This is a genomic window from Mesorhizobium sp. LMG17149 (assembly GCF_024518695.1).
Classification (GTDB): Bacteria; Pseudomonadota; Alphaproteobacteria; order Rhizobiales; family Rhizobiaceae; genus Mesorhizobium.
The window spans coordinates 55,023-66,425 of record NZ_JANIFL010000013.1; the positions used below are offsets into that span (position 1 = coordinate 55,023).

An 11,403-nucleotide genomic window follows, 5' to 3' on the forward strand; every position below is an offset into this window, starting at 1 on the left:
CCCATGCGTTCATGGCTTCGCCGAAGCCGACACGCGGTGTGAAAGCCAGCGCGGCTTGATCCTGTATCTTTTTGAAGCTGTCAACGAAGTTGTTGAACTCGGGCTGCGAAGCGTACTTAGTCTAGGTATCGTCCTGCCAGGTCGACGTGCGCGGCGGATTGACGAGCTGGCCAGCAAGGGCACCCTTGAGCGCCACCTGCTTGGAGGTGGCCCACGGGATGAACAGCCAGGCCGTGCCCTTCTTTTCGGAAGCCGCGTTCATGGCGAGAGCCTAGATCCAGATGTCAGAATCCAAGCTCGTGGCGCTCGGTGCGTGCAGCGGCGGAGCGAAGGCGATCTTGCCGGATGCCGGCTTCCCCGCAACATCGTTCCAGAAGCCGAACATTTTTGAGTCGATCGTCATCGCGGTGCGGCCGGACGAGATGCCGTCCACGACCTGGTTCCAGTTATCATTGGCGAAGGAAGGAGCCGCGCACTTCTTGATCATGTCCGAATGTAGTCGTATCCAGCATCGGTAAGCTTCGGATCACTCATGTATTTGTCCAGCAGGCGCCACTCGGAGCGAGGTCCTACGCGGGCTGAATGCCAGTGCCGAACACATCCCATGCTGGCGACTTCGTCGTCAGTTGGATCGTCATCTTGTTCCAGTAAGAATCGTCTGGGTAGAGTTCCGGCGTGACCTTGATGCCGGGTCAGCTTCTCGAACTCCGGAAAGTTGCGCAGCGAGAGCATCCGCATAGGGGTGGATGTCGTAGGCCCAAGTTATGCTGGTCCCTTCGAATTGACGCCAGTTCACGGTGTCGGCAGCGGCCGAATTAGTGAGCGATGCCGAAACGGCAAGAAACGCCAAGTCAAAAGCAAGCTGTTTGCGTAGCGACGCGCACCTGTAACGAGTACGGGGAATGAGCGACCCATGTAATCCTCCCTGGGGCATTTTGCCAATTTTTGGGTCCACTCCTCCATCCCGAGTTTGCTCATAGCCACAATAAGCGGTTTCCAACGACCTCGCTCTGAATGCACCAGGCCAACTGGGTAAAAACGGGTAACCGGCACTTAAAGGCGATGTAGTATCGCCACCAGAAATACTGCTCCGTGGTGCTGGCCTTTGCCTGGGGGCGCAACACGGCAACTACCCGCTCAAAACGGTTGGTCCTCTACCTCTTATTCACCGTCGCTTTCCTCGCGGCCTAACCCGGCCGGAATATCCGTTGCCAGAAAAAGGCCTCGCTGCCGGTTCGAGGCGCATCCCTCCTCCGAAGCAGCACGCTCAAGTATCGTCACAAGCCCCGAGCGCTTCGCGTTCGGCGATGTCCAAATTCCGACAATGTCGGATACAGTCAGATCTACTGGATTGCGTTTGAATGGTTTTCTCATTTGGCACAGTACATGCGGGTCATCCGCAAAACACGTGACCGACCAACAAGAGTTCGCATGATCACCTTACCACAACATACAGCCGCCGCGGAACAATCACTTGGCCCCTGATCGCCCGCCCCGGCACCACAACCGGAGTCATCGATGTTCTGACAGGCTGCCCAAGGATACCTGCTGCAACAGGGCTTGCCCTGGTGACGACCACTCCGGCTCCGCCGGTTACCGACGAGGGCAAAGTGACGGATTTCCTGCTTTTCAACGGCATGGAGGTGGCTGTCATTCCCGACCACCGCGCCGCTCGTCACCGATATGGTCTGGTGCAGGATCGGCAGCGCGGATGAGCCGCCGGGGATATCTGCATGTCTTCGAGCATCTGATGCTCAAGGCGCCTCATGACGAGCACGGCTCCGTCGCCTGGAGAGATTGAACCCAAAGGGAGATTCAGATGTCTGAAGCGAATCAGGAAAAGTTGGACGCATTCTTGGGGAAAATGGTCGGCGATCTCGGTGCGATCGCAACGGGCGCGGGAGTCCTGCTGGGGGACAGACTCGGCCTGTTCAAGGCATTGCGCGAAGGCGGCAAGATGACGGCCGCCGAACTTTCGACACGCACCGGCACCCAGGAACGCCTCGTAAGGGAATGGCTTTCCGGGCAGGCGGCGGCGGGTTACGTCGACTACGATGAAGCGAGCGACAAATTCTATCTCAACGCCGAGCAAGAGCTGGTGTTCGCTGATGAAGACAGCCCGGCCTTCATGGCAGGCGCATTCGAGTTCCTGTCCGCGCTGTGGCTCGATGAAGAAAAGGTGAGGCAGGCATTCCAGTCCGGCAAGGGCGTCGGGTGGCACGATCATAGCGCGTGTCTGTTTCGCGGTACGGAACGGTTCTTCCGTCCAGGCTACAATGCCAATCTGATCGACTCCTGGCTGCCGGCCTTGGAGGGCGTCGTCGAGAAGCTCGAACGCGGCGTGGACGTCGCGGATGTTGGATGCGGTCATGGTGCATCGACCGTGCTCATGGCACAGGCCTTCCCCAATTCGCGCTTCGTCGGCTTCGACTATCATGCCCCCTCGATTGAGCGCGCCCGCAAGGCGGCCGAGGTAGCCGGCGTCGGCGTTAACACGCGGTTCGACGTGGCGGCCGCCAAGAGCTATCCCGGAACGTATGACCTCGTCACATTCTTCGATTGCCTTCACGACATGGGCGACCCGACGGGCGCCGCCACCCATGTCCACGGATCGCTCAAGCCGGACGGCACGTGGATGATCGTCGAGCCGTTCGCGCATGATCATCTGGCGGCGAACCTCAATCCCGTCGGCCGCGTTTACTATGCCGCTTCCACTTTCGTGTGCACGCCCGCATCCGTGTCGCAGGAAGTCGGGCTCGCGCTTGGAGCCCAGGCCGGTGAGGCGAGGCTGCGCAAGGTTGTGACCGGCGGCGGCTTCAAGCGATTGCGTCGCGCCGCGGAGACACCGTTCAACATGGTGCTGGAGGCCCGCCCTTAGCGTGGCCGTCGCCAGAAATTGCAGCTCATCGCATTTGATTGAAGATCACCGCCAAAAATCCGGACGCATCGGGGACATTTTCAAGGCGCCTGGGTTCACGCAGAGGTCGCTGCCGAGTTGTGTGCCAAGAGTCCCATACGTTGCGGCTCAGAAAGGACCCGACGCACGGCTACGAACATGCCCATAGTGATGGCCGCTATAATCACATATGCCCACCATGGCGCGTTCACAAAGCTGGTAAGCCACGTCGCACCGAACGCGCTTACGACAAAAACGAGAGCCTCGATAAAATGACTGAGCCTGTACACATTCAGTCGTCTCATCCTCATACCACCCATCCAAAGACTGAGCTTGTTGCGCTACTGCGACAGAGCCTAACATTTGGAGAGCGCTCACTATTTCTATGCTAAACAGTCTCGCCTGAGTATATGTTTTGAGTCGCTAATTATGGAATTCTGCCAGTCTGCATTTCCCCTGATCTGATGTAGAGCAGCTTCTAAGTGGGAATTAGTCCCCCATCGACCGGATCGGGCGACACGAACATGCGCTGAAGGCTTGGCGGAACGGCTACTGGGACCATGATGCTACTCGAATGCAAGATCGTGTCAGAACGTCCCGGGAAGGCTGCAGGCAGGGGATGTCAGGTCAATCAGCCTATAGATATGATACCGCCCATTCGCTGAGACTTCACGATGGGCATAGGAGGTGGGAATTCGTGCCTTGAGATGGACGCGGCTGTCGGAGCAGGCGAGCACGGCAGCAGCGATGGCCTGAACCTTCGGGCCGCTGACAAAAACGTTCACCACCGCACGCGAGCCGAACCCGTCGAGATACGTCTCGAAAGCATCGAGGTGGGCCATCAGCCCGAAAGCCTGGATGTCGCGAACTTCGCCATCTTCGAGCCGGTGGGTTTCACGTACCTTGGCCACCTGTTGATCGAGCAAAGCATCGATATGCGCATTCTTCTCGCTTCTTGGGACGAGGAGCGAGATCCGTTCCGGACTGACGATATCGATCAATCCGTAGAATACGTCGGCATCTCCTCCGATCCCCACGAGCAGGACTTTCTCTTCGCCCATTCCTCCGCTGCCTTGAAGATGAGGGACGGTGACGTATCGGTCCAAGCCGCTGGAAAAATCCTCTTTGCCGATCGCGTTCCCGTAGATACCTTCGGCGTACCCGAATTCGAGAGACTGAATCGACATTTTCTTGAATGCCACCGCAATCAGCCATTGGATGTAGATTCGCGGCATCGTCGAGCACTCGACGAAAACCTTCCGCAGGCTTCCTTCGTATGAGCCACATGAAGCGGCCATCTGAGTGAGCAGGTGATCGAGGAGATTGATGTTCTTCTGATACTCGATGGAAGGCTCGAGGGTGATCGCAGTCACTTCGACGCCCCATCGGGTACCCATAGCGATGAGCTTTCGCCGGTTTTCTTCGACGGCTGGGACGTTCGCTTCCTTCAGAGCAAAGTCCAGAACCACGATTTTGCCGACCTTCAGGTCAAGATGGTTTTCGAACGCGGCGAAACGCGTTTCCCATCCAAGCGCGACGATCGCGATATCTGCCTCCATCGTTTCGCAGGTACCTGCATCTCTCGCCTTCTCAGTGACGGCCAGATGGCCGAAGACTCGATACTCGACAGTTGAAGCGGTCATTCGAGATCGCTCTCGAAAAGCGAGTGCTGGAATTCGGTCTTGAGTGCGGGCCGCGCGACGAGCTCCTTAAACACCGAGTCGGCCCAGTCTTCTGGGAGCCGATGCCTGGTAAAAAGCAGGTCGACCATCTGCGCCGCAGGGATTGTGTTGATTTCGTACGGGCCGCGATAGGAGAACCCGAAGTAAGGTGCAAATCGCCGATGCAATCTGATCAGCATCTCCTTCGATGCGGGGTCGGCGCGGTCCACCTCAAAGTTGCCGGCGGCGGAGACCTCCCGGATAAACCCATCCCTTTCCGCCCGACGCAGGACCTCGTCCAGTTTTCCGCTGGGTTGCTCCAGTCGGTTCACCAGCGAGCGCATTTCCTTTAGATCAACCCTGAAAATGCCTCTCTCTGTCGTTCCTAGAGCATTTTCTTCGGCAAACTCTGTCTGGAGGCGAGCGGTCAGGTAACCCAACGCCCGCACCATGCGCACGCTCTCTTCTTCGTACGGATGTGAAAGCGCCTGAAGTCCATCAAGCTTCCGTTGAGAGGCGGCGTTCACAGCCTGTCTCTGCTGTTCGAGATGAATCTGTAAATCCGAGTTGATGAATTCCACCAGTTTTCGTGGATCACTGGAACTCGGAACACTGCGGCGGAAGATCTCTCCCATTATATCAAGGAAATCGCGTATACAGACGTCGCTCAATGATGTGATGATCTGGTGCCCTACGTACGGGTAGTCATGCAGACGCAGCATCTGGCACGCTTTCAGAAAAGCCCATCCCTGTTTCCGGGCGATCGACCTCTTCAGATTTGAAGCATCCGCCTTGCTCATGGGCCGGCGCTTGATTTCCGGGTTCATGAGCGCGAGCGCCAGCCCTTCGGCATAAGGGCGCGCTTTTCGATCAAGAAGGAATTGCTGCTGATCCGCCGTCCTCAAATTCACGGAGAGGAATTCACGTGCTGCATCAGCGAGTGCCACAAGCTCTTCTCTGCCCTCGGAATGACCCGATATGATAACCCGCTCGATGATGTCATTGACGGAAAGCCGCCCCAGCCGGTTTTTGAGCGAAAACGCGCTGAGCGCATCGTTGCGCTTGAGATCACTCCGCAGATGGTCAGGAAGCGCATAGTAGAGCCGAAGCGACGACACGTTCTCGCACAGCGTGGCGAACTCCCTCGGATCGACTGAATCAAGATTCTCGACGTCCCGGTCAGCATTCGAGAGCGACTGGCCGGGTATGATCGTCCGGATCGTGTCGTAAAGGCCGCCGATGTAGGCGAGGACCCATTTCACATTGCCGCGCGTCTTCCTCACCAAGGTGTTCAGGAACTGCTGTTGGAGCGGTGTCAGTGCCTCACAGTCGTCAATCAGGATCTTGAAGAAGGGCGCCCTGTCACCGGCGAAAGATGGGCCATTTAAAAGTGGGGTGATCGCGGTCGCGACCTTGTTAATGATCGCGCCAGGGTCTGTCGCTCTGAAGCCGGTCGCTCCCTCATCGGCGGCAAAGAAGAACGCGTTGAAGCATTCGTCGACGTACCGGGTTATCCCACCCCGCAGCTCATCTATGCTGAAGAAGTCGAGACGGGCAGGTTGGGGTATGAAGTGCAGCACTTCGCGATGCAGTGCCAAGGCGACGTCCCTATCTTCAGAGGCCCGGTATTTCAAGTGGCTGTCGCGTCTGAGCTGGCTGATGCTCTCGAGCAGGCGTTCGACTATCTTCAGCTCCAGATAGTGAGAGAAGATTACGAATTGCCGCGGGATCACGGCGGCCGTGTCGAAGCGTATCCGCTCCGGAATGAGGTTCAGAACCGCGTTGTCGATTAGGGGCGAAAATGTCTCATTGAGCTGGAAGAAGACGCCATACCAGCCGAGCTTGCCGACTTGGTCCGCGAGACTTTTGTCTTCGAGGATATGAACTGTGGAAAGCGAGCGAAGAATACTGGTCTTGCCGCTGCCTCTCGTCCCTGCGACGAAGACCGGCTTGGCGGCGGCAGAAATCAAGGCCGACTTCTGACTGAACCACAGTATCGGGCGACTTTCGTACTCGATCCTGTTGGGGCCGAACGGATTCTCCATCTCTATTCGTCCCTTACCTTAATGCGCCAAGCCGAGTTTGCCTTCGTGAGGCCGTCTATCTCGACGAAGCGCGCCGCTTGGAGCATCAGAAGAGAGTCTTCCAAATCTAGCCCGAGCTCGGCGGAGGCGGCAATCTCAGTGATCTCGTCCCAGAAGAGTAACCCATTCCCGCGCCTGGTGGCATGGTCGCGCAGTCGGCGCATCAGGTCAAACGTGTCGTTGTTCAGAAAGGCCTTGCCGTTGGACATAGTCGAGATGAAGCAATGTTCGCCTTCCATGACCGTCCCGTCGGCGACATTGGTGCGGTAGGGTATAAGTCGGATGCCGACGAGCTCTCCCTGATCGGTCGTGAAGAAGACGAGCTCATTGAAACCTGACTGTATCTCTGGTGCTGAGATGCAGATCAATTTGCCGTCCGGAAACCTTGGATCGTTGACGATCTCGACCGGATCGGCATGTATGTGTCCATGCAGGTAGACGATAGGCTTGTTGCCCTGCAGCAGCTGAGTTCTGACAAATCCGCTGTTGAGCATCTCCGCGTATGGCGTAATGCGCGGAGTCTTTTGTGGCAGCAGATTGTGATGGCCGATCATGATGCCGTAACGCATGTCGGGCTGCTGGAGCAATTCCTGTAGGCCTGCAAGCATCTCACGCGAGATGTATGGCGTGTCCATCTGACCGTAATACTCGTCGTCGGACGCCTCCTTGTCTGGATCGCTGGGAGGTGTCGCGGGCGAATGTCCCGAGGTGTCCGGCGAGCCGAGATCTACAGGTTCTGTAGAAGGACCGAGTGCCTCGAGACGATCACGAAGGAACGCGGGAAGGTTCTGAAGCTCCCAACTGCCTATCGCTGTGTTGACGAGGATGAAGTTTGCGCCTGCGGATCCTGTCGGAAGTCTGAAGTGCACGGGTTGGTCCACGGGAACGGTCTGCCAACCCAAGCGGGCGGCTAAACTCGCCATTTCGCTGAATTTCTCAGTCGGTCCAAGTTCGCGCGCGTCATCACGGTTCACATCGTGATTTCCCGGTACGAATATCAACGGAAGCGCCTTTGAACTGCGCCCCTGTGCGCGGCAGAGCAACGTGAAATGCTGGAATGCCGAAGCAATGAAAGTCTTGTCGCCACGGCTCGTGAAATCCCCCATGAAGGCGATCGAATCCAAGGGCTTCGAAGTCGTCAGCCGCCGAAGCTTCGTCAAGACGGCACGCAGCGAAGACGCGCGTAGCTTCTGCGTTATTTTCGGAGCGAACTTGCTATCCTTGGCATCGATGTTGCTAGAGGAAGGATGCCAATCCGGATAGTGAATATCGCCTACTTGAAGGATTCGCACCCGTCGCATAACTCGCCCCCCCGCCGAGAGCCATAGACTAATCCGTTCGCTTTTGCCAAGCGCGAAACGATCATCCGACCGCATCGCCTGGAAAGCGCGTTTATCTTTTTGTTGGTAATGGAGAGGCACGACGCAATTGTGCCCCCGGTTGCTTGTCTGCCCACCAAATGGGCACTCAATCTGGGCGCATGGCTTATGATTTCTCGAGTTTGTCCCATAACGAGTTTGAGGATTTGGCCCGCGACCTCGTAGGTCGCGAGATCGACAAGCGTTTCGAGGCCTTTCCCGAGGGACCGGACGACGCGATGGATGGTCGACATGCCCTTGCCGGCGGCGACATTGTGCAGGCGAAGCACTACCAGCGGTCAGGCTTCTCGGCGCTGAAATCCAAGATGAAGAGCGAGCGCACAGCCATTGATGGCTTGGCGCCCTCGCGATACTTCCTCGTCACGTCGGCTTCGCCCGCGGCAGGCGGACACCGGCATGCGCAGCAGGATGAAGCCAGTGAGGGCCAGTAATACACGACAATAGTCATTAGGCTAGAGTACAGTCGCCTTGGGAGGCTGTTCGAATTCAATCCGGCGCTTTTCGGCATCCTTTTTTCGTTTGGTGGTGTCGATACGATATTGGTCAATTCCATCAAGATCGCTCTTCATATCGTTTGGTGTTGGAACTGGAATGGCCTTGGCGGACGCCATGTCATGTCCAGAACGCTCCGAAACTCGCTTCATGGCCCAATAGATTCGCTTGTGGTCTTCGTCCTCGACCACCACACCCTTCAGGCTCTGTGTCTTGACATCGCTGTTAAATCGCTCGACGACTTTACCGAGCAGGATTTCTTCAACGAGCCTCTCCCAGGTTTCCCGAAGATCGCTGTAGAAATCCTTCGCTGACCTTCGCCAAGCATCGGTGGTGAAATCAGTGGCGCCGTCGAAGCTCTTCAGGCGCGTCTTGAGAGTCTCGATGCGCTTCGTGACAGACTGTGCGATCCACGGCTCGTCAGTTTCGCTAATCAAGCCAAAACCGGCAGATTCGGACTTGTTGATGTAGTTTCGAACAAGGGGAATCGGCGGATTGGCCTGCGCAGCTGCGTCAACCACCTCGTTGAAGAACAGAAGATTATGGGTGAAAATAATAATCTGACGTCCTGTGGCCGCTTCTTTTACGAGCCTTGCCGCGACCCGCCTGATCCGAACATGGTCGAGAGATGACACGGGGTCGTCGATGATCATGCCTTGACGCGATGTGTCTCCTCCGACCTCGGCTAAGAAACAGGCCAGGGCAAGCGCGCGCTGCTCTCCTTCGCTTAAGACCTTGCTGTTTGAGATCGCTTTTGCCGCGTTGAGCCCGACCTCGAAATAGCTCTGCCCATCTTGACTACGATCATTAACTGCGAACGGGATGTGCGTTAACGCCAGAGTCTCAATCTCGGCGACGACGCGCTTTTCGAGATCCTGCATGACGAGGCTTCGTCGAAGCGACGTCATCTGCCGTGACACCGAGCCTGTTTCGACAGCATCGCAGCATGAGAGAAGCTTGCGCCGCTCTTCGAGATTCGCCAAGCGCGCGAGAACGATGGTGAGATCGTCGCCCAGTTTTTTCCGATCCTTGAGTGTATCGCGACGAGCTCGATCGGCAGCGCGGTTCCCGTCGTCGGCCGCTGCCTTGTCGTCCGTCAGCGCTTCGGCCTCTAGCGCCTCCGCCTCCGTTCGGAGTTTCGATGCAACTGGCGCCGCAAGTTGCGGGAACGCAGCGTACTCGGACAGCGCAGCCGCAACGACAATTGCATCACGCCTTTTACCTGCCTCGACATAATATGCCGAGATCAGGGCCACCATCGCCTTGCGTGCGGCGGACAGATCGCCAAACTCTCCGAGAGCCGCCTCAACCGCCTCCCCGGTCGCAATGGTGAGTCCTTTGATTTGGCGCAGGGCCTCTTCATGGGCAATAGATGCGACTTGCGCCGCCTTATTTGCGGCGCCCGTTACGAAGTCATTGAAGGATTGGATCCGCCCCGCGGCGTCCGCCGTCATCGGCTCCTGGCAGAGCATGCAACGATCGCCTTCCTGATCTGGCAAGTGCTGATGATCGATGCCAGTGACGCTCGCTAAATAGGCTCGTGCATGGTCGAACATATACCGCCAGGGAGAAAGCCCAACGCCGCTCAACGGCATAGTCGCGAACGCTCCTGAGGCGGCAAGTTGTGCAGCCTGCGCTGTAGAATCGGCTGTTGCATATAGATTGCGATAAATCTCGAGGGCCGCCGCTGAGAGAGCCGCGTCGATCTGTTCAGATGCAGTCAGCAGTTTTTCCAAGGCCGCCTTGGCACGCCGACGCTTTGTCGCCATCGTTGAAGGGTCGCTTGCCAGAGCCTGTTCGAGGCCAGCGAGATCAGCCATGTCCTGCTCTGAGAGGGCAGCGAGGTTTTTGATTTCGGCTGCGGAAGGCATCACGTCCTTTGACTTGATTTCGAGACGAGCCAGCAGCTTTACGACCGCGCCGGCAGCTGTGTACCCACTCGGCAATGGTGTCTTTAGGTTCTTTTCGATCGCTTTGATTTCTTCCCGGAAGTCGGCTTCGAGCTCGGTGCGGTGACGTCCATGGCTTTCGAGAAGCGCGATGGCTGCGGGCAGAAAACCGATACGGTTTTGCTTATCGACGTAGAGGCGAGCGTTCGCGGAGTCGAAAACGGAGATCCGTGCAATTGACGCGGGGGGCAGCGTTCCGTCCTTCCAGGTTATGGGGGTCGGTTCCGTAGCACCCTCTTCGAGAAACCGGACAAGCACTTCGGCTGGCGGTTTGGTGCCGATCTCGAACACGTTGCCAAGAAGATCATCCGCCGTCAGACTACGGCAAAGCTTCTTCGCGATCCGGCAATAGCCGCTCTTTCCGCTTCCATTGTCGCCGTAGATAATGGTGATGCCATCGGTGGCGAAACGCAGTTGCTGCTCTTCGGCGAGGCGGTTCAAATGCTTGACGGGGCCGAGTGAGCAAAGCACCGCGCGCGGCTCGTTCGAACTGTTGGCCCTCAAATGCTCCGCCGAGAGCGGAGAGCATTCGGGCAGATCAGCGGTAAATCCACCGACGTGGCGGACCCGAGCTGTTACACCGGCCTTATCCTCCTGCTCGAGGTTGAAGCCCGGCCGCGCGGCGTGTCTTCTTAAGGCATCCCTAATCCAGTCGGGCTGCTTATCCGCCCATTCCAAAAGTCCAACCTCGGCCATTCCTGCCCCCCGAATCTTACCATCATTATACTTATTGATCTGTCCAGATTCGATGAATTCGCTTGTCTGGACAAATTTTCCTCGCGATCGCACATAGAGTGCTGGAGATGTACCAAATAAATGACCTCCCCCCGCGCCGCTAGGTCAGCAAACAAATGCTTCAGCGATCAAACGTCTCCACAACGACATCAGCAATCAAAGGCATTGGACCGCGCGCACGAATTTAGGTAGCCGGCAACGCGTACG

The 11,403-nt window shown here is 57.2% G+C and carries 8 protein-coding genes and 1 pseudogene; 4 read left to right on the top strand and 5 right to left on the bottom strand.

The annotated features are described in order from the left end of the window. Positions 1–121: 121 nt before the first annotated feature. The gene (locus NP945_RS26730; protein WP_245265356.1) at positions 122–262 is read right to left on the bottom strand and encodes a hypothetical protein; all 141 of its coding nucleotides are present in this window, start codon (positions 260–262) and stop codon (positions 122–124) included. A gap of 19 nt (positions 263–281) precedes the next feature. Here NP945_RS26730 and NP945_RS26735 point away from each other — a divergent pair, with 19 nt between their 5' ends. The 3 genes and pseudogenes from NP945_RS26735 to NP945_RS26745 all read left to right on the top strand — a co-directional run bounded on the left by NP945_RS26735 (position 282) and on the right by NP945_RS26745 (position 2,878). After that, positions 282–518: a hypothetical protein gene (locus NP945_RS26735; RefSeq protein WP_256748004.1), complete on the top strand. Its 237-nt coding sequence runs from the start codon at positions 282–284 to the stop codon at positions 516–518. A gap of 1,023 nt (positions 519–1,541) precedes the next feature. After that, positions 1,542–1,762: pseudogene (locus tag NP945_RS26740) on the top strand (insulinase family protein); the annotation flags it as partial. Positions 1,763–1,819: 57 nt separating this feature from the next. Beyond that, positions 1,820–2,878: a class I SAM-dependent methyltransferase gene (locus tag NP945_RS26745; RefSeq protein WP_024504268.1), complete on the top strand. Its 1,059-nt coding sequence runs from the start codon at positions 1,820–1,822 to the stop codon at positions 2,876–2,878. A 605-nt stretch (positions 2,879–3,483) separates the two neighbouring features. Here NP945_RS26745 and NP945_RS26750 read toward each other — a convergent pair. The 3 genes from NP945_RS26750 to NP945_RS26760 are packed head-to-tail and all read right to left on the bottom strand — an operon-like array spanning position 3,484 to position 8,062. Next, complete coding sequence (locus NP945_RS26750) at positions 3,484–4,539, bottom strand: hypothetical protein (protein ID WP_126057630.1); 1,056 nt, start codon at positions 4,537–4,539, stop codon at positions 3,484–3,486. Further along, the gene (locus NP945_RS26755; RefSeq protein WP_126057629.1) at positions 4,536–6,602 is read right to left on the bottom strand and encodes a hypothetical protein; all 2,067 of its coding nucleotides are present in this window, start codon (positions 6,600–6,602) and stop codon (positions 4,536–4,538) included. The genes NP945_RS26750 and NP945_RS26755 overlap by 4 nt, the downstream gene beginning before the upstream one ends. A gap of 2 nt (positions 6,603–6,604) precedes the next feature. Further along, on the bottom strand, positions 6,605–8,062 hold the full coding sequence (locus NP945_RS26760) for a metallophosphoesterase (protein WP_126057628.1): 1,458 nt from the start codon (positions 8,060–8,062) through the stop codon (positions 6,605–6,607). Between the two features lie 59 nt (positions 8,063–8,121). Here NP945_RS26760 and NP945_RS26765 point away from each other — a divergent pair, with 59 nt between their 5' ends. After that, positions 8,122–8,451 carry a hypothetical protein gene (locus NP945_RS26765; RefSeq protein ID WP_186815491.1) on the top strand — a complete coding sequence of 110 codons (330 nt, stop codon included), beginning with the start codon at positions 8,122–8,124 and terminating at the stop codon, positions 8,449–8,451. A gap of 21 nt (positions 8,452–8,472) precedes the next feature. Here the strand turns inward: NP945_RS26765 and NP945_RS26770 are convergent, their stop codons facing one another. Beyond that, positions 8,473–11,157, bottom strand: coding sequence for an AAA family ATPase (locus NP945_RS26770; protein ID WP_256748005.1), 2,685 nt, complete (start codon positions 11,155–11,157; stop codon positions 8,473–8,475). Positions 11,158–11,403 lie beyond the last annotated feature (246 nt).

What these genes read in the sequence shown, in the direction of transcription:
- NP945_RS26730 (WP_245265356.1), bottom strand. Translation starts at nt 262, where the DNA reads ATGAACGCGGCTTCCGAAAAGAAGGGCACGGCCTGGCTGTTCATCCCG.
- NP945_RS26735 (WP_256748004.1), top strand. Translation starts at nt 282, where the DNA reads ATGTCAGAATCCAAGCTCGTGGCGCTCGGTGCGTGCAGCGGCGGAGCG.
- NP945_RS26745 (WP_024504268.1), top strand. Translation starts at nt 1,820, where the DNA reads ATGTCTGAAGCGAATCAGGAAAAGTTGGACGCATTCTTGGGGAAAATG.
- NP945_RS26750 (WP_126057630.1), bottom strand. Translation starts at nt 4,539, where the DNA reads ATGACCGCTTCAACTGTCGAGTATCGAGTCTTCGGCCATCTGGCCGTC.
- NP945_RS26755 (WP_126057629.1), bottom strand. Translation starts at nt 6,602, where the DNA reads ATGGAGAATCCGTTCGGCCCCAACAGGATCGAGTACGAAAGTCGCCCG.
- NP945_RS26765 (WP_186815491.1), top strand. Translation starts at nt 8,122, where the DNA reads ATGGCTTATGATTTCTCGAGTTTGTCCCATAACGAGTTTGAGGATTTG.
- NP945_RS26770 (WP_256748005.1), bottom strand. Translation starts at nt 11,157, where the DNA reads ATGGCCGAGGTTGGACTTTTGGAATGGGCGGATAAGCAGCCCGACTGG.